This is a genomic window from Kitasatospora sp. NPDC002543, assembly GCF_053594915.1.
Genome location: NZ_JBSFWR010000113.1, coordinates 1 through 26,267, shown reverse-complemented (window position 1 = coordinate 26,267; position 26,267 = coordinate 1). Strand labels below are relative to the sequence as shown.

Below are 26,267 nucleotides of genomic sequence, written 5' to 3'. Positions count from 1 at the left end.
CTCGCCGACGTGGACAACCCCGACCTGCTCGTCCTGACCGAGCACTTCACCCCGCCACACGCGTGCCGGGTCCCGCCGCTTTCGACCCCGCCGCCTCACGTGAGGCGGCGGTACGTGTCAGGAGTAGACCGGCCCGGTGAACTTCTCGCCCGGCCCGGCGCCCGGAGCGTCCGGGACGACGGAGGCCTCGCGGAACGCGAGCTGGAGCGAGCGCAGCCCGTCCCGCAGCGGCGCGGCGTGGAAGTTGCTGATCTCGGGGGCGCCGGCGGTGACCAGCCCGGCCAGGGCGGTGATCAGCTTGCGGGCCTCGTCCAGGTCCTTGTCCTTCTCGCCGCCCTCGGCGAGGCCGCACTTGACGGCGGCGGCGCTCATCAGGTGCACCGCGACGGTGGTGATCACCTCGACGGCCGGGACCTCGGCGATGTCGCGGGTGAGGTCGTCGAAGCCGATCGCGTCGTCGTCCGCGCCGGGGTTCTGGGTGGGCTCGCTGCTCAAGGTGGCTCGTTCCTTCGTGCCGTGTGGGTACAGGTGGAGCGTACAAGGGCCCCGGAGAACGCGGACGGGGCAGTGGGCCGGGGCGGAATGGCGTTCGACCCCCCGACGCTGTAAGCTTCGAGACTGACCGGCCGGGATCCCGCATGGGCGCTCGGCCAGCAAGTGGAGGCTCCACTGAGGAGGCCCGAGAGGGCAACCGCGAAAGTCTCCCACCCGAGCGGCCTCGCGGTCGACGGGTCCCGGTCCGCGACGGGCGCCCCTGGCGCCGAGTCGCCGCAGCGCCCCTCACCGGGCGCAGCCCCCGGTTGTGTGGAGCCCCGCTTGTACCGAGCGGGGCTTTTTTCGTGTGGCGGTGTACGTACCGGACAGCGCAGCACGAATGAAGCCCCGCCCAGTGGTCGAGTCCACTACGTGCGACCGCCGTCCGACGGCCGCATCGCAGAAGGTGCAACCGAGGAGGCCCCATCAGCACCGAGCCCCGCATCAACGACCGGATTCGCGTCCCCGAGGTGCGACTCGTCGGTCCCAGCGGCGAGCAGGTCGGCATCGTGCCGCTTGCCAAGGCGCTGGAGCTCGCGCAGGAGTACGACCTCGACCTGGTCGAGGTCGCGGCGACCGCCCGGCCGCCGGTGTGCAAGCTCATGGACTACGGCAAGTTCAAGTACGAGTCGGCCATGAAGGCCCGTGAGGCGCGCAAGAACCAGGCGCACACGGTCATCAAGGAGATGAAGCTCCGGCCGAAGATCGACCCGCACGACTATGACACCAAGAAGGGTCACGTCGTCCGGTTCCTCAAGCAGGGCGACAAGGTCAAGATCACGATCATGTTCCGCGGTCGTGAGCAGTCCCGCCCCGAGCTGGGCTTCCGTCTGCTTCAGCGGCTCGCCGACGACGTCCAGGACCTGGGCTTCGTCGAGTCCTCGCCCAAGCAGGACGGCCGAAACATGATCATGGTCCTTGGCCCGCACAAGAAGAAGACCGAGGCGATGGCCGAGGCCCGCGCCCTCGCGGACGCCCGCAAGGCCGAGCGTCAGGGCCGCACCGCCGGCTCCGACGCCCCTGCGGACGCCGAGGTCGACGACGTCGATGTCGAGGACATCGAGGCCGAGGCCATCGAGGACGCCGTGACCGAGGCGCAGGACGCCCCGGCCGAGGCGCCGGCCGTCGAGGCCGACGCTCCGGTCGAGCAGCCGGCCGCCTCCCAGGGCGCCTGAGCCTTCACCGGCCAGGAGGGCCCGGGAGACCGGCCCACAGGGTGACGGGGCGTCCCGCCCGGTCACCGCAGATCCATCCAGTTCGCGCCCGCGTGGCAGCCGCCGCGCGGGCGTGGACGGGACCGACGAGGAGATACGGCGAAATGCCGAAGCAGAAGACGCACAGTGGCGCCAGCAAGCGCTTCAAGATCAGTGGCTCTGGCAAGGTGCTGCGCGAGCGCGCCGGCCGCCGCCACCTCCTGGAGCACAAGCCCTCGACGCTGACCCGCAAGCTGGCCGGGACGGTCGAGCTGGCCCCCGCTGACGCCAAGAAGATCAAGAAGCTTCTCGGCAAGTGATCGCCCTCCCGCCCGGCGCGAGCCGCGAGCGGGGCAGCTGATCCTTCCCGACCCATTCGAATGACGGACCACGTGAAGTAGTCCGTGGTCCAACCCAAGGAGTAATCAAGTGGCACGCGTCAAGCGGGCAGTCAACGCCCACAAGAAGCGCCGGGTCATCCTGGAGCGCGCCAGCGGCTACCGTGGCCAGCGTTCGCGCCTGTACCGCAAGGCCAAGGAGCAGGTCACCCACTCGCTGGTCTACAACTTCAACGACCGCAAGAAGCGCAAGGGCGACTTCCGTCAGCTGTGGATCCAGCGCATCAACGCTGCGGCCCGTGCCAACGGCATCACCTACAACCGCTTCGTGCAGGGCCTGAAGGCCGCCAGCGTCGAGATCGACCGCAAGATGCTGGCCGACCTGGCCGTCAACGACCCGGGTGCGTTCGCCTCCCTGGTCGAGGTCGCCCAGAAGGCGCTGCCGGCCGACGTGAACGCCCCGAAGGCCGCCGCCGACGCCGCCTGATCTTTCGAGATCGGTTGAGCTCTGACCGGACCCGCAGGCTCGCCTGCGGGTCCGGTCCTGCTTTTCCCCCTCCTTCAGCGCCTCCGGAGTAACGAGACCATGCCGAGCACCGACACCCCCCTGCTGACCTCCCTGCGCTCGCCGCGCGTCGTCGCCGCCCGCCGGCTGGCGAAGCGCAACCAGCGCACCAAGGAGCGCCGCTTCCTGGCCGAGGGCCCGCAGGCCGTCCGGGAGGCCGTCGCCTTCGGCAGGCTGCCGGGCACCGGCGAGCACGCCGTGGTCGAGGTGTACGCGACCGTGGAGGCCGCCGAGCGGCACGCCGGCATCGTGGAGGCGGCCCTGGCCGAGGGGCTGCCGGTGCTGACCGCCACCGACGAGGTGATCGCGGAGATCTGCGACACGGTGACGCCGCAGGGCATCGTGGCGCTCTGCCGCTTCATCGACACCCCGTTCGCCGAGGTGCTCAAGGCCCGCCCCCAGCTGGTCGCGGTCCTCGCCCACGTGCGCGACCCCGGGAACGCCGGCACCGTGCTGCGCACCGCCGACGCGGCCGGCGCGGACGCCGTGGTGCTCACCGACGCCTCGGTGGACCTCTACAACCCGAAGGCCGTCCGGGCCTCCGTGGGCAGCCTGTTCCACCTGCCGGTGGCGGTCGGCGTGCCGGTCGAGGAGGCCGTCGGCCGGCTGCGCGAGGCCGGCGTCCGGGTGCTCGCCGCCGACGGCGCCGGGGAGCGGGACCTGGACCAGGAGCTGGACGAGGGCACCCTGGGGGCGCCCGGCGCATGGGTGTTCGGCAACGAGGCGTGGGGGCTTCCGGAGGAGACCCGCGCGCTCACCGACGAGGTCGTGCGCGTCCCGATCCACGGCCACGCGGAGAGCCTCAACCTGGCCACCGCGGCGGCCGTCTGCCTGTACGCCTCGGCCCGCGCCCAGCGTTCGCCCGGCGGTTGCCGCTCGAACGCCTGACGCACCCGGGGGCGCGTCCGGATCACCCCCTTGCAAGCCCTACTGCACGGGCCTGGGAGACGCTAGGGTCTGCCTCGGTGGGGGGAACGGCACGGTGGGTAATCGGGGAGGCAACCCATGGTCGGCAGCGGGCCCGAGCTCGACCCGGACGACCTGCCGGACGGCCTGGTGGTCGCCGACGCGCTGGGCCGGGTGGTCTGCTTCAACCGGGCCGCGGCCCGGCTCACCGGCGTGCTCCCGCAGGCCGCGCTCGGCGGCGCGCTGGAGGACGTCCTCCCGCTGGAGGACCTGGACGGCCGCCGCTGGTGGCAGCTGACCGACCCGTACGGCGGCCTGGCCATCCGCACCCGCCAGCCGGAGCGCAACCTGCTGCTGCCCGGAGGGCGCGAGGTACTGGTCTCCGCCCGGTACGTGCGCGGTGCGCGCGGCGGGCCGCTGGAGCGCCTGGTGATCGCCCTGCGCGGCACCGAGGCCCGGCGCCGCACCGAGCGCAGCCACGCCGAGCTGATCGCCACCGTGGCGCACGAGCTGCGCTCCCCGCTGACGAGCGTCAAGGGCTTCACGGCGACGCTGCTGGCCAAGTGGGAGCGGTTCACCGACGGGCAGAAGCGGCTGATGCTGGAGACCGTGGACGCCGACGCCGACCGGGTCACCCGGCTGATCGCCGAACTGCTGGACATCTCCCGGATCGACGCCGGCCGGCTGGAGCTGCGCAAGCAGGTGGTCGACCTGGCCGCGGCGGTGCGTCGGCACGTCGAGCGCAAGGTCGCCACCGGCATCCCCGAGGAACGCTTCGACGTCCGGATCGGTGAGCCGCTGACCGTCCTGTGGGCCGACCCGGACAAGGTCGACCAGGTGCTCGCCAACCTGCTGGAAAATGCCGTGCGGCACGGTGAGGGAACTGTCACGATCGAGGTGGCACCGGCCAAGGAGGTCGTCGAGGCACCCCTGTGGGAGCGCGACGGCACCCCGCCCCGCGTCGTGGAAGGCACCGCGGTCACCGTGAGCGACGAAGGCGGCGGCATCCCCGAGGACTCGATGCCGCGCGTCTTCACCCGCTTCTGGCGGGGTTCCAAGCGCGGCGGCACCGGCCTCGGCCTCTACATCGTCAAGGGCATCGTGGAGGCCCACGGCGGCTCGATCCGCGTCGACCGCGCGCCCGGCGGCGGCGCCAGGTTCCGCTTCATCCTGCCCGCCGGGGTGCCCGACTTCATGCTGTAGGGGCGCTGCCCGGGCGGGCACCGGGGAAGCGGCGCCGAGCGGCGCGACGTGCTGCGACTACACTCGACCTTCGGCGTTGGCCCACAGACCTTGAGCACGGACGAGCAGGAGCACGGGAAAGATAGAGATGTCGGCACCCAACAAGTCGTACGACCCGGTCGAGGTCGAGGCCCTGAAGCCCGAGGTGGTGGAGCAGGCGCGGGACGAGGCGATCGCCGCGTTCGCCGCCGCCGGTTCCCTGGACGAGCTGAAGCAGGCCAAGGTCGCCCACACCGGCGACCGCTCCGCGCTCTCGCTCGCCAATCGCGAGATCGGGGCGCTGCCCCCGCACGCCAAGGCGGCCGCCGGAAAGCTGATCGGCCAGGCCCGCGGGGCCGTCAACCAGGCCCTCGCCAAGCGGCAGGCCGAGCTGGAGGCGGAGCGCGACGCCCGCGTGCTGGTCGAGGAGGCGGTGGACGTCACGCTGCCGTACGGCCGAGCCCCGCGCGGCGCCCGGCACCCGCTGACCACCATGGCCGAGCGCATCGAGGACACCTTCGTCGCGATGGGCTACCAGGTCGCGGAGGGCCCCGAGGTCGAGGCCGAGTGGCTCAACTTCGACGCCCTCAACCTGGGCCCGGACCACCCGGCCCGCTCGATGCAGGACACCTTCTTCGTCCAGGCCCCGGACGGCTCCGCCGACTCCGGCGTGGTGCTGCGCACCCAGACCTCCCCGGTCCAGGCCCGCACCATGCTCGACCGCGAGCCCCCCATCTACGTGGTCTGCCCCGGCCGGGTCTACCGGACCGACGAGCTGGACGCCACCCACACCCCGGTCTTCCGGCAGGTCGAGGGCCTCGCGGTGGACGAGGGCATCACCTTCGCCGACCTCAAGGGCACCATCGAGGTGCTGGTCGAGAAGCTGATCGGCGGCGGCCTGGAGCTGCGCTGGCGCCCCTCGTACTTCCCGTTCACCGAGCCGAGCGCGGAGATCGACCTCCAGTGCTTCGTGTGCCGCGGTGCGAGCGTCGGCAACCCGGACCGGCCCTGCCGGACCTGCTCCTCCGAGGGCTGGATCGAGCTCGGCGGCTGCGGCGTCGTCAACCCGCGGGTGCTGGTCGCCTGCGGTGTCGACCCGAACCGCTTCAGCGGCTTCGCCTTCGGCCTGGGCCTGGAGCGGATCCTGATGAATCGTCACAACGTCGCCGACATGCGCGACATGGTCGAGGGTGACGTCCGCTTCACCCTTCCGTTCGGGATGGAGATCTGATGCGCGTCCCGCTTTCCTGGCTGCGCGAGTACGTCGACCTGCCGGCCGGCGAGACCGGCCGTGACGTCGCGGAGCGCCTGGTCCGGGCCGGCCTGGAGGTCGAGACCGTCGAGCAGCTCGGCGCGGACCTCAAGGGCCCGCTGGTGGTCGGCGAGGTGCTCTCCATCGAGGAGCTGACCGGCTTCAAGAAGCCGATCCGGCACTGCTTCGTGAACGTCGGCGACGCCAACGGCACCGGTGAGCCGCAGGAGATCGTCTGTGGTGCGACCAACTTCGCCGTCGGCGACAAGGTCGTGGTCGTGCTGCCGGGCGCCGTGCTGCCCGGCCCGTTCCCGATCGCGGCCCGCAAGACCTACGGCCAGACCTCGGCCGGCATGATCTGCTCCGCCCGCGAGCTGGGCATGGGCGACGAGCACAACGGCATCATCGTGCTCCCGCCGGAGTACGAGCCCGGCACCGACGCCATCGAGCTGCTCCAGCTCGTCGACGAGGTGCTCGACATCGCCGTCACCCCGGACCGCGGCTACTGCCTGTCCATGCGCGGCGTGGCCCGCGAGGCCGCCGCCGCGTACGGGCTGCCGCTGGCCGACCCGGCGCTGCTCGACGTGCCGCCGGCGAACTCCTTCGGCTACCTGGTGAAGGTCAACGACCCGGCCGGCTGCGACCGCTTCGTGGCCCGTACGGTCATCGGCCTCGACCCGACCGCGAAGTCCCCGATCTGGCTCCAGCGCCGGCTGCAGAAGTCGGGCATCCGCCCGATCTCGCTGACCGTCGACATCACCAACTACGTGATGCTGGAGGTCGGCCAGCCGCTGCACGCCTACGACAAGCAGCGCGTGAACGGCCCGATCACGGTCCGCCGGGCGGAGCAGGGCGAGGTCCTCACCACCCTCGACGGGGTCGAGCGCGAGCTCTCCGCCGAGGACCTGCTGATCTGCGACAACAGCGGCCCGATCGGCCTGGCCGGCGTGATGGGCGGCGCCTCCACCGAGATCCTCGACCCGGCCGCCGGCCCGGGCACCACCGAGGTGATCATCGAGGCGGCGCACTTCGACGCGGTCGCCATCGCCCGCAGCGCCAAGCGGCACAAGCTGCCCTCCGAGGCGTCCAAGCGCTTCGAGCGCGGCGTCGACCCGGAGGCCACCCGCGCCGCCGCGCAGCGCGCCGTCGACCTGCTGGTCCTGATCGCCGGCGGCACCGCCGAGGCCGGGGTCACCGACATCGCGGCCCCGCGCCCGGTGCGCACCATCACCATCGCCGCCGACCTGCCCGACCGGGTGGCCGGCACCGGGTACGGCCGCGAGACCGTCACCCGGCGCCTGCAGGAGATCGGCTGCTCGGTCTCCGGGGCCGACGTCCTGGAGGTCACCCCGCCGACCTGGCGCCCCGACCTCACCGACCCGTACGACCTCGCCGAGGAGGTCATCCGGCTGGAGGGGTACGACAACGTCCCCGTCCGGCTGCCGAACGTTCCTCCGGGCAAGGGGCTGACCGAGGCCCAGCGGGTGAACCGCCGGATCGGCGTCGCGCTGGCCGGGGCCGGCTACGTCGAGGTCAACAACTACCCGTTCCTCGGCGAGGCCGCCTTCGAGGCGCTCGGCCTGGAGGCGGACGACCGGCGCCGCCGCACGGTGAAGCTGGTCAACCCGCTGAACGACGAGGAGCCGGCGCTGCGCACCACGCTGCTGCCGGGCCTGCTCGGCGCGCTGCGCCGCAACGTCGGCCGGGGCAACACCGACCTGGCGGTCTTCGAGACCGGCACGGTCTTCCTGCCCAAGGACGAGCTGAGCGTCGCCCCGCGCCCGTCGGTCGACCGCCGGCCCAGCGACGAGGAGCTGGCCGCGCTGGACGCCGCGCTGCCGGACCAGCCGCGCCGGATCGCCGTCGCCCTCGCGGGCGAGCGGCTGCCGTCGGGCTGGTGGGGCAAGGGCGCCCAGGCCTCCTGGGCGGACGCCGTCGAGGCGGCCCGCACGGTGGCCCGCGCGGCCGGCATCGAGCTGACCGTCCGTCAGGGCCGGCTGGCGCCGTGGCACCCGGGCCGCTGCGCGGAGCTGCTGGTGGCCGGCACCGACCGGGTGGTCGGCCACGCCGGTGAGCTGCACCCGCGGGTGGTCAAGGCGCTCGGGCTGCCGGCCCGTACCGCCGCGATGGAGATCGACGTCGACCTGCTCACCGCCGACGGCGCCGAGCGGGTCGGCGGCCCGACCGTCTCCGGCTTCCCGGTGGCGACCCAGGACGTCGCGCTGATCGTCGACACCGCCGTCCCGGCCGCCGAGGTCGAGGCCGCGCTGCGCTCCGGCGCGGGCGAACTGCTGGAGGCCATCCGGCTGTTCGACGTCTTCACCGGCGAGCAGGTCGGCGAGGGCAAGAAGTCGCTGGCGTACGCGCTGCGCTTCCGCGCGGTCGACCGCACCCTGACCGCCGACGAGGCCACCGCCGCCCGCGAGGCGGCCGTTGCCGAGGCCGTCGCCCGCACCGGCGCGGTGCTGCGCGGCGCCTGACGCGACAGCGCCCGAGGAGGGCCCCGTCCCGGACCACGAGTCCGGGGCGGGGCCCTCTTCCGTTTCCCGTTCCCCTTTCCGGCTTGACTGCTCGTCAGTCCATCGTTTATCTCTTTACCTATGGAAGTAGATAAAGATGCCGACCAGCCCTCCCCGATCGAGTTCCGCCTGGACCCGGCCTCCGGTGTCCCGACCTACCTGCAGCTCGTGCAGCAGGTCGAACAGGCGCTGCGGATGGGCTGGTTGACCGAGGGGGACCGGCTGCCCCGGGTGCGCGAGGTGGTGGCCGACCTGGCGATCAACCCGAACACGGTGCTCAAGGCGTACCGCGAGCTGGAACACCGCGGCCTCGCCGCCGGCCGCCGGGGCCAGGGCACTTTCGTGCGGGGCCTGCCCCCCGGGGTGGTGCCGCTGCGCGAACGGGCCGCGCTGCGCCGGGGGCTGCTGGACTGGATGCGCTCGGCGCGGACCGCCGGGCTGGACGAGGAGGGGATGGCCGCGGTGTTCGAGGACGCGCTGCGCGACCTGCGTGAAGGCCGGGAAGGGGTGGTGGCCTGATGGCCGCGGACACGGTGATCGACTGCGCCGGGCTCGGCAAGCGCTACCGCCGCTCCTGGGCCCTGAGGGACTGCCGGCTCGCCCTGCCCGCCGGCCACGTGGTGGCCCTGGTCGGCCCGAACGGCGCGGGCAAGACCACGCTGCTCAGCCTGGCCGCCGGGCTGACCCTGCCCAGCGAGGGCGCGCTGACCGTCCTGGGCGACCAACTGCCCGGCTCCCCGCGGGCCTTGGACCGGATCGGCTTCGTCGCCCAGAACGCCGCGCTCTACCCCGGCCTGCCGGTGCGCGACCTGCTGGCGATGGGCCGCCACCTCAACCGCCGCTGGGACGAGGCCCGGGCCCGTACCCACCTGGACGGCCTCGGCATCCCGCTGGACCGCAGGTACGGTCGGCTCTCCGGCGGCCAGCAGGCCCAGGTGTCGCTGGCTCTCGCGCTCGCCAAACGCCCCGAACTCCTGCTGCTGGACGAGCCGTTGGCCGCCCTCGACCCGCTCGCGCGGCACGACTTCATGGCCGTGCTGCTGACCGCGGTGGTCGAGGACGGGCTCTCGGCGGTGTTCTCCTCGCACGCCGTCAGCGAGCTGGAGCAGAGCTGCGACTACCTGGTGGTGCTCGGCGGCGGGCGGGTCCAGATGGCGGGGGAGGTGGACGACCTGCTGGCCGGGCACCGGATGCTCACCGGCCCGACCGCCGAGGCCGAGGGGCTCGCCGGTCGGCTGCCGGTGGTCCGCGACCGCCGGGCCGGCGCCCAGTCCCACCTCCTGGTGCGCACCGGCGGCGTGGACGCCCCGGCCCCCGACAGCTGGCGTCAACAGCGCGTCGGACTGGCCGAGTTGGTGCTCGCCTACCTGCGCGAGCCGACCGCCTCCGCCCTCCCCGGCCCGCGCGGGGCCGTCCGCCCGAACGAGAAGGTGCTGCTGCCGTGAGCTCCACGACCCTCGCGCCGCCCCGCTCCGCCGTGCTGCGGGCTGCCGGGCTGCGCCACCGGCCGGCGCTGCTGACCCTGCTGGTGGTGACGGCCGCGCTCGCGCTCGCGCTGCTGGTCCACGGCTGGTACGTGCACGACGGCCTGGACCGGACCGGTGCCGCCGTCTGCGACCGGGGCGCCGACGCCTGTCACGAGCGGCTCAAGCAGTTCCTGCACGGCTACGGCACCTCGATGCAGCCCGTCGTCATGGTGCTCCAGGTGCTCGGCGGCAGCTTCGGCGCCTTCGTCGGCGGCCCTCTGCTGGCACGGGAGTTCGAGCAGGGGACGGTCCGCTTCGTGTGGACCCAGGGGGCCGGTCGCGCGCGCTGGACGGCCGGCTCGCTGGTGCTGACCGGCGGGGTGCTGGCGGTCGTCGCCCTGCTGGTCGGCCTGCTGCTGCGCTGGTGGAGCGCCCCGCTGCTGCTCCTGGACGGCCGGTTCAGCCCGAGCATCTTCGAGCAGACCTGGCCGGCGCTGGTCGGCCGGGTCCTGCTGACCTTCGGCGCGGCCGCGCTGGCCGGCGCGGTGCTGCGCCGCACGGTGGCCGCGGTGGGCGTCGGGTTGGCCGTCTCGGTGGCGCTGCCGGTGGTCGCCGAGTCCCTCCGGTTCCACTACCGGCAGCCGCTGGAGGCGGCGGCGCACTCGATGCGGGCGATGGCGGTCGACGACCGCTGGATCGGCGAGGTCTGGTTCTCGGACCCGGCCGGGAACCGGATCACCACGGGCTCGTTCTACGGGCTCGGCGACTACGGCCGGCTCCAGTCCCTGCTGCGGGACGGCGGCTACACCGCCCACGAGATGTACCAGCCGGCGGACCGCTTCTGGCAGTTCCAGTTCATCGAGCTCGGCTGGATGGCGGCGCTGGGCGTCGCGGCCTGCGCGGCGGCGGTCTGGTGGGTGCGGCGCCGGGCGTTCTGACCGGGCGTCCGGAGCTGTCCGGTGCGCCGCCGCGACCTGCGGTTTCCAGGATGGCTTGAAGCGGTTGTGTCAAAACCCTTGCGGGAGCGCGGGTTCGGGGCTTTCCTTCTTCTTGTTAGGAAAGTTTCCTAACCCACGAGGAATCGGAGCTCCCATGCGCCCTCAGCCCCGTCGTGCCCTCCGCATCGCCCTCGCCGCCGCCCTGGTGGCCGCGCCCCTCACGGTCGCGGCCACCGCGGCGGCCCAGGCGGCCCCGGCGCGGGCCGCCGCCGTCCAGCTCAAGGGGGTCGGGCTGGACGACCCGCACAAGAAGGACATCGCGATGCAGCTGGTGTCCAGCGCGGAGAACTCGTCGCTGGACTGGAAGGCCCAGTACAAGTACATCGAGGACATCAAGGACGGCCGCGGCTACACCGCCGGGATCATCGGCTTCTGTTCCGGCACCGGCGACATGCTGGAGCTGGTCCAGCACTACACCGACCTCAAGCCCGGCAACGTCCTGGCCAAGTACCTGCCGGCCCTGAAGAAGGTCAACGGCAGCGACTCGCACGCGGGCCTCGGCTCCGCGTTCGAGAAGGACTGGGCCACCGCGGCCAAGGACGGCGTCTTCCAGCAGGCCCAGAACGACGAGCGCGACCGGGTGTACTTCAACCCGGCCGTCAACCAGGCCAAGAGCGACGGCCTGCGCGCGCTCGGCCAGTTCGCCTACTACGACGCCATCGTCATGCACGGCCCGGGCACCAGCTCCGACAGCTTCGGCGGCATCCGCGCCGCCGCCCTGAAGAAGGCCAAGACCCCCGCCCAGGGCGGCGACGAGGCCACCTACCTCAAGGCCTTCCTGGACGCCCGCAAGGTGGTCATGAAGAAGGAGGAGGCGCACTCGGACACCAGCCGGGTCGACACCGAGCAGCTGGTCTTCCTGAACGCCAAGAACTTCGACCTCAACCCGCCGCTGAAGTGGAAGGTCTACGGCGACAGCTACGCGATCAACAGCTGACGCACCGGCGGACGGCGGGGGCCCGGCGGCCGGATCACAGCCGCCGGGCCCCCGCGTCCGGCGTCGCGGTCCGGGGCGCCGCCGTCCGGCGTCACGTTCGGACGCCGCCGTCCGGACGCCCCGGCCGGGTCAGGCGCTCGCGGTGTAGTCGTAGAAGCCGCGGCCGGACTTGCGGCCCAGCAGGCCCGCGTCGACCATCCGGGAGAGCAGCGGGGGAGCGGCGTACAGCGGCTCCTTGTACTCGTCGTACATCGACTCGGCGATCGAGACGATGGTGTCCAGGCCGATCAGGTCGCACAGCCGCAGCGGGCCCATCGGGTGGGCGCAGCCGGCCTCCATGCCCTTGTCGATGTCGGAGGCGGTGGCCACACCCGACTCGAACATCCGCACCGCGGACAGCAGGTACGGCACCAGCAGCGCGTTGACCACGAAGCCGGCCCGGTCGCGGGCGCGGATCGGCTCCTTGGCGAGCACCTGGGAGGCGAAGGCCTCGACCCGCTCGGTGGTGGTCGCCGAGGTGGTGAGGGTCGGGATGACCTCGACCAGCTTCTGCACCGGCGCCGGGTTGAAGAAGTGCAGGCCGATCACCTGCTCCGGGCGGCTGGTGGCGGCGGCCAGCTTCACGATCGGGATCGAGGAGGTGTTGGACGCGAGGATCGCGTCACGGCGCTCGACCACCCGGTCCAGGGTCTCGAAGATCTTGACCTTGATGTCCTCGCGCTCGGCGACCGCCTCGACCACCAGGTCGCGGTCGGCGAAGTCGGACAGCTCGACCGTGAACGACAGCCGGGCCAGCGCCTCGTCCCGCTGCTCGGGGGTCAGCTTGCCCCGCTTGACCGCCGTGTCCAGGGAGTTGGTCAGCCGGGTGCGGCCGAACTCCAGCGCCTCGCCGCTGGCCTCCGACACCAGGACGTCCAGCCCGGCCCGGGCGAAGACCTCGGCGATGCCCGACCCCATCAGGCCGCAGCCGATCACTCCGACGCGCGCGATGTCACTCACTCAGTTGCCCTTCGACGGTGCTGGGGGTCGCCCAGCTACGGGTGGCCCAGCGAGCTGCTGGACGACGGGCCGGTGTGCCGGAATGGGTGCACCAGTCACCGCCCCGACGACGTTACTACTCCGTACCGGCCAGTAGGTCACCCCCTCCCCGGCAGGGTGCCACCGCCTGGACTCACCCGAACGAGTGAGGCGGCGACCCCGGCTCCGTGTGCCCGGGGCCCTCCGCGCCCGGCGGCCGACAGAATGCCGCAGACGGGGGCCGGGGGTGCAGCGGACCGGACCGGGGGCGTGAAGGGAGCACAGCGTGTCGACGGGATCGCTCGCAGGACAGGTCGCCCTGATCACCGGCGCGGGCCGGGGCATCGGCCGGGAGCTCGCCATCGGCCTGGCCGCCGAGGGGATGTCCGTCGGCCTGGTCGGCCGCACCCACGAGACGCTGACCGACACCCTCAAGGAGTGCGTCAAACGCGGCTCCCGGGGCGTCGCCGTGACCGCCGACGTCACCCGCCCCGGCTCGGTGCGCGAGGCGGTCCGGGTGGTCGAGCGCGACCTCGGGCCGATCGACCTGCTGATCAACAACGCCGGACTGGTCGACCGCGCCGAGGTGCCGCTCTGGGAGACCGACGCCAACCAGTGGTGGCAGGTGATCGAGACCAACCTGCGCGGCCCCTACAACCTGCTGCGCTGCGTGCTGCCCGGCATGGTCGCCCGCCGGCGCGGCCGGGTGGTCAACCTCAACTCCGGCTTCGCGCTGCGCCCGGACGGCAACTACACCGCGTACGCCACCTCCAAGGGCGCGCTGCTCCAGCTCTCCGACAACATGGCGGACTCGCTCGCCCGCAACGGCGTCGTGGTCCTCGACATCAGCCCGGGCGCGGTGGCCACCGACATGACGGCCGGGATGCCGATGTTCCGGGACACCACGGACTGGGGCTCCATCCCGTACATGGTCGCCGTCACCGTGGACGCCGCCCGCGGCCGCTTCGACGGGCTGCACGGGAGGTTCGTCCACGCGGGCCGGGACGACCTGGAGGAGCTGGTCAACCGGGCCGAGGCGATCCGGGCCGCGGACGCCCGTACGCTGCGGCTGCGCCCGTACAAGGACGACGACCCGATGGTCTGACCGGGGGGGGGGGGGGTCGCGGGCCGGCGCTCAGGCGCAGAGCCGGCTGGCGGTCACCGGCGTGAGCCCGGCCTTGGCCAGACCGTCCAGGATGGCGGGCAGCGCGTCCACCGTGCACTGGTGCCCCATGTGCAGCGCCACCACCGAGCCGCCGCGCACCGAGTTCAGCACCCGGCGCTGCAGCTCGGCGGCCGAGGGGTCGTTGTAGTCGCGCGGGTCGACGTCGAAGGACAGCACGTGCTCGTACCCGACCGCCTTGGCCTGCTCGCGCACCATCGGCGTGGCGTACTGGGCGGCGGAGGGGCGGAACCAGCGGCCGATCGAGCCGGTGAGCCGCTGCAGGCGCTCCGCGCACTGGGCGATCTCGGCGCGTGCCTGGTCCGGGGTCATGGCCGAGATGTTGAGGTGGTTCTGGGTGTGGTTGCCCAGCTCGTGGCCGCCGTCCAGGATCCGCCGGGCCATCTGCGGCTGCTGGTCGAGCCAGCTGCCGACGACCATCACGGTCAGCATGGCGCCGCGCTGCTCGGCGGCCTCCAGCAGGGCCGTGGCCAGCTTCGGGTCGCCGCTGCCGTGGACGGTGAGCGCCACGTTCTTCCCGGTGCGCGGCCCGTACGCGACCTCGGCCGGGGTGCCGGGCGCGAGCGGCGGCAGGACGGGCGGGGCCGGCGGGGTGACGGCGGCCGCCGCGGGGGTCGGCTCCTCGTCCGGCCGGGGTTCCGCCGGGGCGGCGGGCGCGGCGGAGGCCGGGCCCTCGCCGCCGCTCCAGGCCGGGTCGGTGGTGTGCAGCGGGTCCACGGTGCCGGGGTGCGCGGCGAGCGCCCCCGGGTCGGCCCGGCGGAGCGTTCCGGTGCCGCAGGCGGTGAGCAGACCGCCGGTGGCGGCGAGGGCGGCGAGTCGGGCGGTGGTGCGCAGCACGGCGCGGCGGTCGGCAGTCATCGGCAGCCAGCATAGAGAGGACCGCACCGGCGGGCGATCCGGGCGGAGCGGCCCGGACCGACCTTGACGTGCACACAATCGGTCACCGACTGTTGCGTAAACCTGAACTCCCGCTGTTTCCTCGGCGTGTCCTTGGATACGATCACCGCGCACCGCGTGTAGACGGGCGGTAGCCGAACTTCCGGCAGTGCGCATTGGGGGCGGACAGGATGTACGAGGACAGCACGACGGGCGGCCGGAGCGTCGACACCGACTGGGACTGGGCCAGAGCCGACGACTGGCAGCCGCCGAGCGAGCTGGACACCGGCGTCCCGCACACCGCCCGGATGTACGACTACTACCTCGGCGGCAAGGACAACTTCGAGGCCGACCGCAAGGCCGCCCAGGCCGCGATATCCGCCTACCCCGCGCTGCCGCTGCTGGCGCGCACCAACCGGCAGTTCCTCGGCCGCGCCGTGGAGTTCGTCGCGAGCCGCGGCGTGCGCCAGTTCGTCGACATCGGCACCGGCATCCCGGCCGTCGGCTCCACCAGCGAGGTCGCCCAGCGGGTCGCCCCGGAGGCCCGGGTGGTGTACGTGGACAACGACCCGATCGTCGCCACCCACGCCCGCGCCCTGCTGGCGAGCCACCCCGCCGGGCACACCTCGGTGATCGAGGCCGACCTGCGCGACCCGGCCTCGATCCTCGACCACCCCGGGCTGGCCGGCGCCGTCGACCTCTCCCGGCCGGTCGCGCTGATGCTGGTCGCCGTCCTGCACTTCATCCGCGACGAGGACGGTGCGCAGCGCATCGTCCGGACGCTGCGCGACGCGCTCGCCCCCGGCAGCGCGCTGATCCTCTCCCACGGCAGCCCCGACTTCGCCTCCCGCGAGAGCGCCGCCGAGGGCACCCGCGTCTACCGCAGCGCCAGCGCCCCGCTCGTCCTACGCCCGCGCGCCGGTGTCGAACCCTTCTTCGGCGACTTCGAGTTCGCCGGGCCCGGGCTCGTCCAGCTCCCGCTCTGGCGCCCGGCCGCGGGCCACGTGCCCACCACCGAACTCCCCGAGGGCTGGCAGGACGTCTCGGCGTACGCCGGCGTCGCCTTCAAGAAGTAGCCCCCGGCCCGCTGTTCCCTCCCGCCGTCCGGTCCGGCCCCGGCGCCTCCCTCCTGCGCCGGGACCGGACCGTCGCAGCCTACGGACCACCACTGACAGGCCCTCAGCGCCTCGGCTACCCTGCGGCGTGACCACCACCGCCCTGCCGCCGCTGCCCGCCGACGTCGCCGCCCTGCTGCACGCCCTGGACGCCCCGCCCCGCCTGGTCGCCCACCTCGCGCTGGTGCACGAGGTGGCCGGGGAGATCGCCGGATTCTGCGCCCGCGAGGGCCTGGCCTTCGACCGTGAGGCCGTCCTGTACGGCGCCGCCACCCACGACATCGGCAAGACCGTCCACCCCGAGGAGCTCTCCGCCCCCGGCTCCCTGCACGAGCCCGCCGGCCAAGCCCTGCTGCTCGCCCACGGCGTTCCCGAGCGCCTCGCCGGCTTCGCCCGCTCCCACGCGAGCTGGGGCGGACCCGGCGTCACCGTCGAGTCACTGCTGGTCAGCCTGGCCGACAAGGCGTGGAAGAACAAGCGGGTCCAGGACCTGGAGGACCTGGTGGTCGACCGCCTCGCCGCCGCCGGCGGACGGGAGCGCTGGGAGGCCTTCCTCGCCCTGGACGACCTGCTCACCCGGATCGGCGAGGACGCCCCGCGCCGGCTCGCCCTCCAGGCCGCCCATCCGGTACGGACCGGGTGAAATCCACGCGACACGGCGGGCGGGCCGGTGCTAGCTTCCGCGGCATGGAACCCCTGAGTGAGAACGAGATCCGCGCGTCCTTCGTCAACTGCTCCAAGGGCGAGGCCCGCCGGCTCAACCTGCCCCGGGGTCTGGCCGAACTGCCCTGGGAGCACCTGGACTTCCTCGGCTGGCGGGACCAGGGCGCGCCCGACCGGGCGTACCTGGTGGCCCCGTACGAGGGGGAGCTCGTCGGCGTGACGCTGCGCTCGCCGGTGATCCGGCGCAGCCTGACCAAGACCAACGTGTGCTCGCTGTGCGTCACCGCGCACGCGGGGTCGGGGGTCGCGCTGCTGGCCGCCCGCCGGGCCGGCGCGGCCGGGCGCGAGGGCAACACGGTCGGCACGTACATCTGCGCCGACCTCGCCTGCTCGCTGTACCTGCGCGGGCTGAAGAAGTCCACGCTGGTCACCCGGCCCAACGAGTCGCTGCCGGTGGAGCTGCAGATCGACCGCACGGTGCAGCACCTCGGCGAGTTCCTCGCCAAGGTGCTCGCCACCGCGGACGCGTAACGGGCCGGCGGCTCTCAGTGGCCGCGCAGCTGGTCCAGCTCGCGGCGCTCCCGCTTGGTCGGCCGCCCGGCCCCGCGGTCCCGGGTCCCGGCCGCCGCGACGAACTCGCGCGGCGGCCGCGGCGGGCTGTTGTCGACCAGGCACTCCGCGGCGGCGACGGCGCCGACCCGCTTGCGGATCAGCTGCCGCACCACCACGACCCGTTCGTGGCCCTCCTCGCGGACCCGCACCTCGTCCCCGGGCTTGAGCGCCTGGGCGGGCTTGGCCCGCTCGCCGTTCACCTTGACGTGCCCGGCCCGGCAGGCGGCCGCCGCCAGCGCGCGCGTCTTGACCAGCCGGACCGACCAGATCCAGCTGTCCACCCGCACGCTTCCCTCGTGTTCAGCCATCCTCGGAGCCTACCCAAGGCCGGGGAGGGCGGTCCGCGCTACGCGGCGCGCGGCGCCTCCTGGACCGCCCAGCCGTTCCCGTCCGGGTCGTTGAAGAACACGAAGTTGTTCCACGCCTCGCCGTGCCCGTCCACCCGGCCGCCCGCCACGAAGTGCTGGACCGGGCTGACCTGTACGCCCCGCGCCCGCAGTTCGGCGTGCGCCCTCTCGATGTCGGGCACCACCAGTTGGAGGCCCTTGACCGAGCCGGGCGGGGCGTCGATCACCCCCGTGCCCACGACGATGGAGCAGGGCGAGCCGGGGGGCGTCAGCTGGACGACCCGGGTCCCGTCCCGCAGCAGGGTGTCATGGTCGACGGTGAACCCGGCCTGCTCCTCGTAGAAGAGCTTCGAGCGGTCCACGTCGGACACCGGGACCACCACGACTTCGAGTTTCCACTCCATCGCCCTCACCCCTCTCGGTCGGGCTCTTCCAGTATCCGTCCGTAACCGCCGCCGGGAGCCTTCGGATAGCCTGAGAACACGATGAATCCCCAGACCACGCCCGCCGCGACCCCGCCGGACACCTCCTTCGCCACCCCGTGGGGCACCTTCGAGCTCACCCGCTTCCCCGTGGACCCGCGCGAGCGGCTGCGGGCCTGGGACGCCGCCGACGACTACCTGCTGCGACACCTCGCGGGCGAGGCCGACAGCGCGGCCGGCGCCGCGACGGATCCGGCCGGCCGCACGGTCGTCGTCCTCGGTGACCGCTGGGGCGCGCTCACCACCGCGCTCGCCGAGTACCGGCCGGTCCAGATCAGCGACTCCCACCTCGGCCGGCAGGCCACCCTGGCCAACCTGGCCCGGGCCGGCGCCACCGTCGACGGGGTCCGGCTGCTCACCACCCAGGACGCCCCGCCGGAGCGGATCGACGTCCTGCTGGTGCGCGTCCCCAAGAGCCTGGCCCTGCTGGAGGACCAGCTGCACCGGCTCGCCCCCGCCGTCCACGAGGGCACCGTGGTGATCGGCACCGGCATGGTCACCGAGATCCACACCTCCACGCTCCGGCTCTTCGAGCGGATCCTCGGCCCCACCCGCACCTCGCTGGCCGTCCGCAAGGCCCGGCTGATCCTCTGCACCCCGGACCGGTCGCTCGACCCCGGCCCCAATCCGTGGCCGCACCGCTACGCGCTGCCCCCGGACGTCGGCCCGGTCTCCGGCCGGACCGTCGTCAACCACGCGGGCACCTTCTGCGCGGACCGGCTCGACATCGGCACCCGCTTCCTGCTCGCCCACCTGCCCGTCCCGGCCCCCGGCGCCCGGGTGGTGGACCTCGGCTGCGGCAACGGCGTGGTCGGTACGGCCGCCGCGCTGGCCGGGCCCGGCGCCGAGCTGGTGTTCGTGGACGAGTCGCACCAGGCGGTGGCCTCCGCCGAGGAGACCTTCCGCGCCAACCTGGGTCCGGACGCCCCGGCCGAGTTCCTGGCCGCCGACGCCCTGGCCGCGGACGTGGTCGCGGCCGGTTCGGTGGACCTGGTGCTCAACAACCCGCCGTTCCACTCCCACCAGGCCACCACCGACGCCACCTCCTGGCGGATGTTCACCGGTGCCAAGCGGGCGCTGCGGCCCGGCGGGGAACTCTGGGTGGTCGGCAACCGCCACCTCGGCTACCACGTCAAGCTGCGCCGTCTCTTCGGCAACTGCCAACTCGTCGCCGGGAACCCCAAGTTCGTGGTGCTGCGGGCCGTCAAGCGCTGACCGGCACGGCTCGTCCGACCGGGGTTCCGGCGCAAACTCCTTGCATGACTTTTCCTTCACGCGTATATTCATGCCAAGACGAAGGAGGAACGCCATGGCATTGCGAGTCGCCGTCGCCGGCGCGAGCGGTTACGCGGGCGGTGAGGTGCTGCGCCTGCTGCTCGGCCACCCGGAGATGGAGATCGGGGCGCTGACCGGCGGCTCGAACGCGGGGACCAGACTGGGCGAGCTCCAGCCGCACCTGCTCCCGCTCGCCGACCGCGTCCTCCAGCCCACCACCCCCGAGGTGCTGGCCGACCACGACGTGGTGTTCCTGGCGCTGCCGCACGGCCAGTCCGCCGCCGTCGCCGAGGAACTCGGCCCGAACGTCCTGGTCATCGACTGCGGCGCCGACTTCCGGCTCAAGGCGGCCACCGACTGGGAGCAGTTCTACGGCTCCGCGCACGCCGGCACCTGGCCCTACGGCCTGCCCGAACTCCCCGGCCACCGCGCCGCGCTGAAGGGCAGCAACCGGATCGCCGTACCCGGCTGCTACCCGACGGCCGTCTCCCTGGCGCTGTTCCCCGCGTACGCCGCGCGGCTCGCCGAGCCGGAGGCCGTGGTGGTCGCCGCCTCCGGCACCTCCGGCGCCGGCAAGGCCGCCAAGCCGCACCTGCTGGGCAGCGAGGTGATGGGCAACGTCAGCCCGTACGGCGTCGGCGGCGTCCACCGGCACACTCCGGAGATGGCGCAGAACCTCAGCCCGCTCGCCGGCGAGCCCGTCACCGTCTCCTTCACCCCCACCCTCGTCCCGATGCCGCGCGGCATCCTCGCCACCTGCTCGGCCAAGGCCCGGCCGGGGGTGACGGCCCAGAGCCTGCGCGCCGCCTACACCGAGGCGTTCGCGGACGAGCCCTTCGTCCACCTGCTGCCCGAGGGCCAGTGGCCGCAGACCAGCAGCGTCTACGGCGCCAACACCGCTCTGGTCCAGGTCGCCCTGGACGCCGCCGCCGGGCGGATCATCGCGATCAGCGCGATCGACAACCTGGTCAAGGGCACCGCCGGCGGCGCGGTGCAGAGCATGAACCTCGCCCTCGGACTTCCCGAGGAGCTCGGCCTTCCCGTGAACGGAGTCGCACCGTGAGCAAGAGCACGAACGTCGGAGTGACCGCCGCCAAGGGCTTCCGGGCCGCCGGTGTGACCGCGGGCATCAAGGCCTCCGGCACCCCCGACCTCGCACTGGTGGTCAACGACGGCCCCGCGCTCGCCGCGGCCGGCGTCTTCACCGCCAACCGGGTCAAGGCCGCGCCGGTGCTCTGGTCCGAGCAGGTCCTCAAGGGCGGCCGGGTCTCCGCCGTCGTCCTCAACTCCGGTGGCGCCAACGCCTGCACCGGCCCGCTCGGCTTCCAGGACACCCACGCCACCGCGGAGAAGGTCGCCGCCGAGCTGGGCCTGAACGCGGGCGAGGTCGCCGTCGCCTCCACCGGCCTGATCGGCGTACGGCTGCCGATGGACATCCTGCTGCCCGGGGTCGCCCTGGCCGCGGGCGAGCTCGGCGAGGACGGCGGCGAGGCCGCCGCGATCGCCATCAAGACCACCGACACCGTGCACAAGACCGCCGAGTACACCAGCCCGGCGGGCTGGACGGTCGGCGGCATGGCCAAGGGCGCGGGCATGCTCGCCCCGAGCCTCGCCACCATGCTGGTCGTCCTCACCACCGACGCCGACCTGGACAGCGCCGCCCTGGACGCCGCGCTGCGCGGCGCCACCCGCACCACCTTCGACCGGATCGACTCCGACGGCTGCATGTCGACCAACGACACCGTGCTGCTGCTCGCCTCCGCCGCCTCCGGCATCGCCCCGGAGCAGGCCGAGTTCGCCGAGGCCGTCCGCACGGTCAGCGCCGACCTGGCCCGCCAGTTGATCGGCGACGCGGAGGGCGCGAGCAAGGAGATCCGGATCGACGTCACCGGCGCGGCCGACGAGGACGAGGCGGTCGAGGTCGCCCGGACGATCAGCCGCAACAACCTGCTCAAGTGCGCCATCCACGGCGAGGACCCCAACTGGGGCCGGGTGCTGGCCGCGATCGGCACCACCTCCGCCGCCTTCGACCCGGACGAGCTGGACGTCGCCATCAACGGTGTCTGGGTCTGCAAGTCCGGCGGCGTGGGCGAGGACCGCGACCTGGTGGACATGAAGGGCCGTGAGGTCGTCATCACCGCGCACCTCAACGCCGGAACGGCGGGCGCCACGCTGTGGACCAACGACCTGACGGCCGACTACGTCCACGAGAACAGCGCCTACTCGACCTGATCGGCGCCGTTTCGTCCGCGGCACCCCGAGCGGCGAAACCCCGATCCGCGACACCCGATCCGCGATGTCGGATCCGCGCCATCCGATCCGCGATACCCCCCGGCCTGCGGCCGGGGGACCCCCATCGACGAGGGAATCCCGTGCAGATCGCACCCAAGGGCGAACAGGCCCGCAACAACACCGCGTTGCCCAAGGCCATGACGCTGATCGAGGCGCTGCCGTGGCTGGAGCGCTTCCACGGCAAGACCGTCGTGATCAAGTTCGGCGGCAACGCCATGGTGGACGAGAGCCTCAAGGCCGCCTTCGCCCAGGACGTCGTCTTCCTGCGCTACGCCGGCCTGCACCCCGTCGTGGTGCACGGCGGCGGCCCGCAGATCAGCGCCCAACTGGAGAAGCTGGGCCTGGAGTCGAGCTTCACCAACGGCCTGCGGGTCACCACCCCGGAGACCATGGACGTGGTCCGGATGGTGCTGGCCGGCCAGGTGCAGCGCGAACTGGTCGGCCTGCTCAACGAGCACGGCCCGTTCGCGGTCGGCATGACCGGCGAGGACGCCCACACCATGACGGCGGTCAAGCGCTACGCGGTGGTGGACGGCGAGCAGGTCGACATCGGCCTGGTCGGCGACATCGTCAACATCGAGGCCGGCGCGGTGAAGGCGATGATCGCCGACGGCCGCATCCCGGTGATCTCCTCGATCGCCCGGGGCACCGACGGCCATGTCTACAACATCAACGCCGACACCGCCGCCTCCGCTCTCGCGGCCGCGCTCGGCGCCGAGATGCTCGTCGTCCTCACCGACGTCGAGGGCCTCTACAAGGACTGGCCGAACTCCGACGACGTGATCAGCCAGCTCACCGCGAGCGAGCTGCAGGAGCTGCTGCCCGGCCTGGCCAGCGGCATGCTCCCCAAGATGGAGGGCTGCCTGCGGGCCGTCCGCTCCGGCGTGGGCACCGCCCGCGTCCTGGACGGCCGGGTCCAGCACAGCCTGCTGCTGGAGATCTTCACCGACGAGGGCATCGGCACGATGGTCGTGCCGGACGACGAACCGACCGTGACCGGGGGACTGGCGTGACTGGCACCACTGGCACCACTGGAACCACTGGCGGAACCGGTACGACCGGCACGACGCACAACGAGCAGCTCGCCGAGCGCTGGCAGCACTCCTTCACCGACAACTACGGCACCCCCCGCATCCCGCTGGTGCGCGGCGAGGGCAGCAAGCTCTGGGACGCCGACGGCAAGGAGTACACCGACCTGCTCGGCGGCATCGCGGTCAACGCCCTGGGCACCGCCCACCCGGCCGTCGTCGAGGCGGTGAGCCGGCAGATCGCCACCCTCGGCCACGTCTCCAACCTCTTCATGGCCGAGCCCACCATCGCCCTCGCCGAGCGGCTGCTGCGGCTGGACGGCCGCCCGGGCGGCCGGGTGTTCTTCTGCAACTCCGGCGCCGAGGCCAACGAGGCCGCCTTCAAGATCAGCCGGCGGACCGGCCGCACCCATCTGGTCGCCCTCCAGGGCGCCTTCCACGGGCGCACCATGGGCGCCCTCGCGCTCACCGGCCAGCCCGCCAAGCAGGACCCGTTCCGCCCGCTGCCCGGCGACGTCACCCACGTCCCGTTCGGCGACGTCGAGGCCCTGCGCGCGGCCGTCACCACCGAGACCGCGGCCGTCTTCCTGGAGCCGGTCCAGGGCGAGAACGGCGCGATCCCGCTGCCCGAGGGCTACCTCACGGCGGCCCGGGAGATCACCCGGGCCACCGGCACCCTGCTGGTCCTGGACGAGATCCAGACCGGCGTCGGCCGCACCGGCCACTGGTTCGCCCACCAGGCGTACGAGGGCGTCGAGCCGGACGTGGTCACCCTGGCCAAGGCGCTCGGCGGGGGCCTGCCGATGGGCGCGGTGCTCGCCTTCGGGCCGGCCGCCGACCTGCTCACCCCGGGCCAGCACGGCACCACCTTCGGCGGCAACCCGGTGGCCGCCGCGGCCGGTCTCGCGGTGCTGGACACCATCGAGTCCGAGGGCCTGCTGGAGCACGTCCGCAAGCTGGGCGAGCGGCTGCGGCACGGCGTCGAGGCGCTCGGCGACCCGCTGGTCTCGCACGTGCGCGGGGAGGGCCTGCTGCTCGGCATCGTGCTCACCGAGCCGGTCTCGGCGAAGGTCCAGGCCGCCGCGCAGGAGGCGGGCTTCCTGGTCAACGCGGCCGTCCCGGACACCGTCCGGCTGGCCCCGCCGCTGGTGCTGACCGAGCAGGAGGCGGACGCCTTCCTGGCGGCGCTGCCGGGCATCCTCCGGACGGTGCGCGAGAGCGCCCCGGCCGATGCGAGTTGACCGTCGTCCGGGAGAATAACCACATGACCGCTTCCCACTCAGGTTCGTCCGCCGCCGGCCCGACGTCGCAGGTCCCGCAGACCCGCACCGCGCGCCACCGGCGGATCGTGGACCTGCTCACCCGCCAGCCCGTGCGCTCGCAGAGCCAGCTCGCCAAGCTGCTCGCCGACGACGGACTCGTGGTCACCCAGGCCACCCTCTCCCGGGACCTGGACGAGCTGGGCGCGGTCAAGATCCGCAACCGGGACGGCGCGCTGATCTACGCCGTCCCGGCCGAGGGCGGCGACCGCACGCCGCGCGCGCCGATGGGGGAGTCGGCCAGCGAGGGCCGGATGGCCCGGCTGGCCGGCGAGCTCATGGTCTCCGCGACGGCCTCCGGCAACCTGGTGGTGCTGCGCACCCCGCCGGGCGCCGCCCAGTTCCTGGCCTCGGCGATCGACCAGGCGGAGGTGTTCGAGATCATCGGCACCATCGCCGGCGACGACACCGTGCTGCTGATCAGCCGGGACCCGGCCGGCGGCCAGGCGCTCGCCGACCACCTCATGCAACTCGCCCAGGCGAAGGCGCAGTAGCGCCTCGCGGGGCTCGATCCCCGGAGAAACCCCGGCCGACGGAGACCGTCCGGCCGGGGTTTGTTTTTCATACGTCGTCGTGCATACTTATGCCATCCACTGCACATGCATGAAGGAGCCACCGCGATGACCGCCGAGCAGTCCTCCGACGTCCGCCTCTGGGGCGCGCGCTTCGCCGACGGCCCGTCCGAGGCGCTGGCCAGGCTCTCGGCCTCGGTCCACTTCGACTGGCGCCTCGCGCCGTACGACATCGCCGGCTCCAAGGCCCACGCCCGGGTCCTGCACAAGGCCGGGCTGCTCTCCGACGAGGAACTGGCCGGCATGCTGGCCGGCCTGGACCGGCTGCTCGCCGACGTCGAGGCGGGCACCTTCACCGGGACGGTCGCCGACGAGGACGTGCACACCGCCCTGGAGCGCGGGCTGCTGGAGCGCCTCGGCCCCGACCTCGGCGGCAAGCTGCGGGCCGGGCGCTCGCGCAACGACCAGATCGCCACCCTGTTCCGGATGTACCTGCGGGACCACGCGAAGACCATCGGCGGCCTGCTGCTCGACCTCCAGCAGGCCCTGGTCGGCCTCGCCGAGGCGCACCCGGACACCGCGATGCCCGGCCGCACCCACCTCCAGCACGCCCAGCCGGTGCTCTTCGCCCACCACGTCCTCGCGCACGTGCAGGCCCTCGGCCGGGACGCCGAGCGGCTGCGCCAGTGGGACGCCCGCACCGCCGTCTCGCCGTACGGCTCCGGCGCGCTGGCCGGCTCCTCGCTCGGCCTCGACCCGCAGGCCGTCGCCGCCGACCTCGGCTTCGAGGGCGGCTCGGCCGGCAACTCCATCGACGGCACCGCCTCGCGCGACTTCGTCGCCGAGTTCGCCTTCGTGACCGCGATGATCGGCATCAACCTCTCCCGGATCGCGGAGGAGGTGATCATCTGGAACACCAAGGAGTTCGGCTTCATCACGCTGCACGACGCCTTCTCCACCGGCTCCTCGATCATGCCGCAGAAGAAGAACCCGGACATCGCCGAGCTCGCCCGCGGCAAGTCCGGCCGGCTGATCGGCAACCTGACCGGCCTGCTGGCCACCCTCAAGGCCCTGCCGCTCGCCTACAACCGGGACCTCCAGGAGGACAAGGAGCCCGTCTTCGACTCCTGCGACACGCTGGAGGTGCTGCTGCCCGCGTTCACCGGGATGATGGCCACCCTCACCGTGCACCGGGAGCGGCTGGAGGAGCTCGCCCCGGCCGGCTTCTCGCTCGCCACCGACATCGCCGAGTGGCTGGTCAAGCAGGGCGTGCCGTTCCGGGTCGCGCACGAGGTGGCCGGCGCCTGCGTCAAGGTCTGCGAGGCCGAGGGCATCGAGCTGTCCGACCTGACGGACGAGCAGTTCGCCGCGATCTCCGGGCACCTGACGCCCGAGGTGCGCTCGGTGCTCAGCGTCCACGGCGCCATCGCCGCCCGCGACGGGCGCGGCGGAACGGCCCCCTCGGCGGTCGCGGTCCAGCTCGCCGAGGTGAAGGCGGACCTGGCGCGGCAGCAGGAGTGGGCCCGGGGCTGATCCCCGACGGGGCGGTCGGCCGCCGCGCCGGGGATCGATCCCCGGCGCGGCGCGGGCGGGGGGCGGCGGGCCGACCCGCGCGCC

The 26,267-nt window shown here is 73.2% G+C and carries 27 protein-coding genes; 22 read left to right on the top strand and 5 right to left on the bottom strand.

The window, feature by feature from the left end:
* Positions 1-117: 117 nt before the first annotated feature.
* Positions 118-495, bottom strand: a complete 378-nt coding sequence (locus ACWD4P_RS32520) for a DUF1844 domain-containing protein (protein WP_359824182.1) — start codon at positions 493-495, stop codon at positions 118-120.
* Between the two features lie 464 nt (positions 496-959).
* On the opposite strand from ACWD4P_RS32520, the gene infC reads away from it, so the two are divergent.
* The 11 genes from infC to ACWD4P_RS32465 all read left to right on the top strand — a co-directional run bounded on the left by infC (position 960) and on the right by ACWD4P_RS32465 (position 11,929).
* Entirely contained in the window at positions 960-1,709 is a 750-nt protein-coding gene (gene infC / locus ACWD4P_RS32515; protein ID WP_359824237.1) for a translation initiation factor IF-3, read from the top strand.
* A 143-nt stretch (positions 1,710-1,852) separates the two neighbouring features.
* Positions 1,853-2,047 (top strand): 50S ribosomal protein L35, encoded by a 195-nt coding sequence (rpmI, locus tag ACWD4P_RS32510; protein WP_030055648.1) that lies wholly within the window; start codon positions 1,853-1,855, stop codon positions 2,045-2,047.
* A 109-nt stretch (positions 2,048-2,156) separates the two neighbouring features.
* The gene (rplT, locus tag ACWD4P_RS32505) at positions 2,157-2,552 is read left to right on the top strand and encodes a 50S ribosomal protein L20 (RefSeq protein ID WP_030055649.1); all 396 of its coding nucleotides are present in this window, start codon (positions 2,157-2,159) and stop codon (positions 2,550-2,552) included.
* A 99-nt stretch (positions 2,553-2,651) separates the two neighbouring features.
* Positions 2,652-3,518, top strand: coding sequence for a TrmH family RNA methyltransferase (locus ACWD4P_RS32500; RefSeq protein WP_359824185.1), 867 nt, complete (start codon positions 2,652-2,654; stop codon positions 3,516-3,518).
* Positions 3,519-3,635: 117 nt separating this feature from the next.
* Entirely contained in the window at positions 3,636-4,739 is a 1,104-nt protein-coding gene (locus ACWD4P_RS32495) for an ATP-binding protein (RefSeq protein ID WP_449782119.1), read from the top strand.
* 127 nt (positions 4,740-4,866) lie between these two features.
* The gene (gene pheS, locus ACWD4P_RS32490; RefSeq protein ID WP_359824190.1) at positions 4,867-5,988 is read left to right on the top strand and encodes a phenylalanine--tRNA ligase subunit alpha; all 1,122 of its coding nucleotides are present in this window, start codon (positions 4,867-4,869) and stop codon (positions 5,986-5,988) included.
* Positions 5,988-8,489 (top strand): phenylalanine--tRNA ligase subunit beta, encoded by a 2,502-nt coding sequence (pheT, locus tag ACWD4P_RS32485; protein ID WP_359824193.1) that lies wholly within the window; start codon positions 5,988-5,990, stop codon positions 8,487-8,489. The genes pheS and pheT overlap by 1 nt, the downstream gene beginning before the upstream one ends.
* Positions 8,490-8,609: 120 nt before the next feature.
* Positions 8,610-9,047, top strand: coding sequence for a GntR family transcriptional regulator (locus tag ACWD4P_RS32480; protein WP_449782118.1), 438 nt, complete (start codon positions 8,610-8,612; stop codon positions 9,045-9,047).
* The gene (locus ACWD4P_RS32475; protein WP_359824197.1) at positions 9,047-9,973 is read left to right on the top strand and encodes an ABC transporter ATP-binding protein; all 927 of its coding nucleotides are present in this window, start codon (positions 9,047-9,049) and stop codon (positions 9,971-9,973) included. Before ACWD4P_RS32480 ends, ACWD4P_RS32475 begins: the two co-directional genes overlap by 1 nt.
* Positions 9,970-10,932, top strand: a complete 963-nt coding sequence (locus tag ACWD4P_RS32470) for a hypothetical protein (RefSeq protein WP_449782117.1) — start codon at positions 9,970-9,972, stop codon at positions 10,930-10,932. Before ACWD4P_RS32475 ends, ACWD4P_RS32470 begins: the two co-directional genes overlap by 4 nt.
* A 154-nt stretch (positions 10,933-11,086) precedes the next feature.
* The gene (locus ACWD4P_RS32465) at positions 11,087-11,929 is read left to right on the top strand and encodes a chitosanase (protein WP_449782116.1); all 843 of its coding nucleotides are present in this window, start codon (positions 11,087-11,089) and stop codon (positions 11,927-11,929) included.
* A 129-nt stretch (positions 11,930-12,058) separates the two neighbouring features.
* On the opposite strand, the gene ACWD4P_RS32460 is transcribed toward ACWD4P_RS32465, so the two are convergent.
* On the bottom strand, positions 12,059-12,928 hold the full coding sequence (locus tag ACWD4P_RS32460; RefSeq protein WP_359824203.1) for a 3-hydroxybutyryl-CoA dehydrogenase: 870 nt from the start codon (positions 12,926-12,928) through the stop codon (positions 12,059-12,061).
* A gap of 304 nt (positions 12,929-13,232) precedes the next feature.
* On the opposite strand from ACWD4P_RS32460, the gene ACWD4P_RS32455 reads away from it, so the two are divergent.
* Positions 13,233-14,051: an SDR family NAD(P)-dependent oxidoreductase gene (locus ACWD4P_RS32455; protein ID WP_359824205.1), complete on the top strand. Its 819-nt coding sequence runs from the start codon at positions 13,233-13,235 to the stop codon at positions 14,049-14,051.
* A 30-nt stretch (positions 14,052-14,081) separates the two neighbouring features.
* Here ACWD4P_RS32455 and ACWD4P_RS32450 read toward each other — a convergent pair whose 3' ends face one another.
* Entirely contained in the window at positions 14,082-14,987 is a 906-nt protein-coding gene (locus tag ACWD4P_RS32450) for a polysaccharide deacetylase family protein (RefSeq protein WP_449782115.1), read from the bottom strand.
* Between the two features lie 209 nt (positions 14,988-15,196).
* On the opposite strand from ACWD4P_RS32450, the gene ACWD4P_RS32445 reads away from it, so the two are divergent.
* The 3 genes from ACWD4P_RS32445 to ACWD4P_RS32435 all read left to right on the top strand — a co-directional run bounded on the left by ACWD4P_RS32445 (position 15,197) and on the right by ACWD4P_RS32435 (position 17,314).
* Positions 15,197-16,081, top strand: coding sequence for an SAM-dependent methyltransferase (locus ACWD4P_RS32445; RefSeq protein WP_359824210.1), 885 nt, complete (start codon positions 15,197-15,199; stop codon positions 16,079-16,081).
* A 127-nt stretch (positions 16,082-16,208) separates the two neighbouring features.
* Entirely contained in the window at positions 16,209-16,763 is a 555-nt protein-coding gene (locus ACWD4P_RS32440; RefSeq protein WP_449782114.1) for an HD domain-containing protein, read from the top strand.
* 44 nt (positions 16,764-16,807) lie between these two features.
* On the top strand, positions 16,808-17,314 hold the full coding sequence (locus ACWD4P_RS32435; protein ID WP_359824216.1) for an FBP domain-containing protein: 507 nt from the start codon (positions 16,808-16,810) through the stop codon (positions 17,312-17,314).
* A 14-nt stretch (positions 17,315-17,328) separates the two neighbouring features.
* Here ACWD4P_RS32435 and ACWD4P_RS32430 read toward each other — a convergent pair whose 3' ends face one another.
* Together ACWD4P_RS32430 and ACWD4P_RS32425 are read right to left on the bottom strand one after the other, a co-directional pair.
* On the bottom strand, positions 17,329-17,703 hold the full coding sequence (locus ACWD4P_RS32430; protein ID WP_359824219.1) for an RNA-binding S4 domain-containing protein: 375 nt from the start codon (positions 17,701-17,703) through the stop codon (positions 17,329-17,331).
* 38 nt (positions 17,704-17,741) lie between these two features.
* Complete coding sequence (locus tag ACWD4P_RS32425; RefSeq protein WP_359824222.1) at positions 17,742-18,146, bottom strand: VOC family protein; 405 nt, start codon at positions 18,144-18,146, stop codon at positions 17,742-17,744.
* An 81-nt stretch (positions 18,147-18,227) separates the two neighbouring features.
* Between ACWD4P_RS32425 and ACWD4P_RS32420 the strand changes: the two genes are divergently transcribed.
* The 7 genes from ACWD4P_RS32420 to argH all read left to right on the top strand — a co-directional run bounded on the left by ACWD4P_RS32420 (position 18,228) and on the right by argH (position 26,183).
* A complete protein-coding gene (locus ACWD4P_RS32420) occupies positions 18,228-19,439 on the top strand; it encodes a methyltransferase (RefSeq protein ID WP_449782113.1) in 1,212 nt (403 codons plus the stop codon).
* A gap of 94 nt (positions 19,440-19,533) precedes the next feature.
* Positions 19,534-20,562: an N-acetyl-gamma-glutamyl-phosphate reductase gene (gene argC, locus ACWD4P_RS32415; protein WP_359824227.1), complete on the top strand. Its 1,029-nt coding sequence runs from the start codon at positions 19,534-19,536 to the stop codon at positions 20,560-20,562.
* Complete coding sequence (gene argJ, locus ACWD4P_RS32410; protein WP_359824229.1) at positions 20,559-21,731, top strand: bifunctional glutamate N-acetyltransferase/amino-acid acetyltransferase ArgJ; 1,173 nt, start codon at positions 20,559-20,561, stop codon at positions 21,729-21,731. The genes argC and argJ overlap by 4 nt, the downstream gene beginning before the upstream one ends.
* 197 nt (positions 21,732-21,928) lie before the next feature.
* A complete protein-coding gene (gene argB / locus ACWD4P_RS32405) occupies positions 21,929-22,804 on the top strand; it encodes an acetylglutamate kinase (RefSeq protein ID WP_449782120.1) in 876 nt (291 codons plus the stop codon).
* Positions 22,801-24,060, top strand: coding sequence for an acetylornithine transaminase (locus tag ACWD4P_RS32400; protein ID WP_359824231.1), 1,260 nt, complete (start codon positions 22,801-22,803; stop codon positions 24,058-24,060). Before argB ends, ACWD4P_RS32400 begins: the two co-directional genes overlap by 4 nt.
* Positions 24,061-24,083: 23 nt before the next feature.
* Positions 24,084-24,632, top strand: coding sequence for an arginine repressor (locus tag ACWD4P_RS32395; RefSeq protein ID WP_359824233.1), 549 nt, complete (start codon positions 24,084-24,086; stop codon positions 24,630-24,632).
* A gap of 126 nt (positions 24,633-24,758) precedes the next feature.
* Positions 24,759-26,183, top strand: coding sequence for an argininosuccinate lyase (gene argH / locus ACWD4P_RS32390; protein ID WP_449782112.1), 1,425 nt, complete (start codon positions 24,759-24,761; stop codon positions 26,181-26,183).
* Positions 26,184-26,267: the final 84 nt, after the last annotated feature.

Bases quoted from the DNA above. Each gene is read 5' to 3' on its own strand.
- rpmI (WP_030055648.1), top strand. From the start codon at position 1,853: ATGCCGAAGCAGAAGACGCACAGTGGCGCCAGCAAGCGCTTCAAGATC.
- ACWD4P_RS32500 (WP_359824185.1), top strand. From the start codon at position 2,652: ATGCCGAGCACCGACACCCCCCTGCTGACCTCCCTGCGCTCGCCGCGC.
- ACWD4P_RS32495 (WP_449782119.1), top strand. From the start codon at position 3,636: ATGGTCGGCAGCGGGCCCGAGCTCGACCCGGACGACCTGCCGGACGGC.
- pheS (WP_359824190.1), top strand. From the start codon at position 4,867: ATGTCGGCACCCAACAAGTCGTACGACCCGGTCGAGGTCGAGGCCCTG.
- pheT (WP_359824193.1), top strand. From the start codon at position 5,988: ATGCGCGTCCCGCTTTCCTGGCTGCGCGAGTACGTCGACCTGCCGGCC.
- ACWD4P_RS32480 (WP_449782118.1), top strand. From the start codon at position 8,610: ATGGAAGTAGATAAAGATGCCGACCAGCCCTCCCCGATCGAGTTCCGC.
- ACWD4P_RS32475 (WP_359824197.1), top strand. From the start codon at position 9,047: ATGGCCGCGGACACGGTGATCGACTGCGCCGGGCTCGGCAAGCGCTAC.
- ACWD4P_RS32465 (WP_449782116.1), top strand. From the start codon at position 11,087: ATGCGCCCTCAGCCCCGTCGTGCCCTCCGCATCGCCCTCGCCGCCGCC.
- ACWD4P_RS32450 (WP_449782115.1), bottom strand. From the start codon at position 14,987: ATGACTGCCGACCGCCGCGCCGTGCTGCGCACCACCGCCCGACTCGCC.
- ACWD4P_RS32445 (WP_359824210.1), top strand. From the start codon at position 15,197: ATGTACGAGGACAGCACGACGGGCGGCCGGAGCGTCGACACCGACTGG.
- ACWD4P_RS32435 (WP_359824216.1), top strand. From the start codon at position 16,808: ATGGAACCCCTGAGTGAGAACGAGATCCGCGCGTCCTTCGTCAACTGC.
- ACWD4P_RS32430 (WP_359824219.1), bottom strand. From the start codon at position 17,703: ATGGCTGAACACGAGGGAAGCGTGCGGGTGGACAGCTGGATCTGGTCG.
- ACWD4P_RS32425 (WP_359824222.1), bottom strand. From the start codon at position 18,146: ATGGAGTGGAAACTCGAAGTCGTGGTGGTCCCGGTGTCCGACGTGGAC.
- ACWD4P_RS32420 (WP_449782113.1), top strand. From the start codon at position 18,228: ATGAATCCCCAGACCACGCCCGCCGCGACCCCGCCGGACACCTCCTTC.
- argC (WP_359824227.1), top strand. From the start codon at position 19,534: ATGGCATTGCGAGTCGCCGTCGCCGGCGCGAGCGGTTACGCGGGCGGT.
- argB (WP_449782120.1), top strand. From the start codon at position 21,929: ATGACGCTGATCGAGGCGCTGCCGTGGCTGGAGCGCTTCCACGGCAAG.
- ACWD4P_RS32395 (WP_359824233.1), top strand. From the start codon at position 24,084: ATGACCGCTTCCCACTCAGGTTCGTCCGCCGCCGGCCCGACGTCGCAG.
- argH (WP_449782112.1), top strand. From the start codon at position 24,759: ATGACCGCCGAGCAGTCCTCCGACGTCCGCCTCTGGGGCGCGCGCTTC.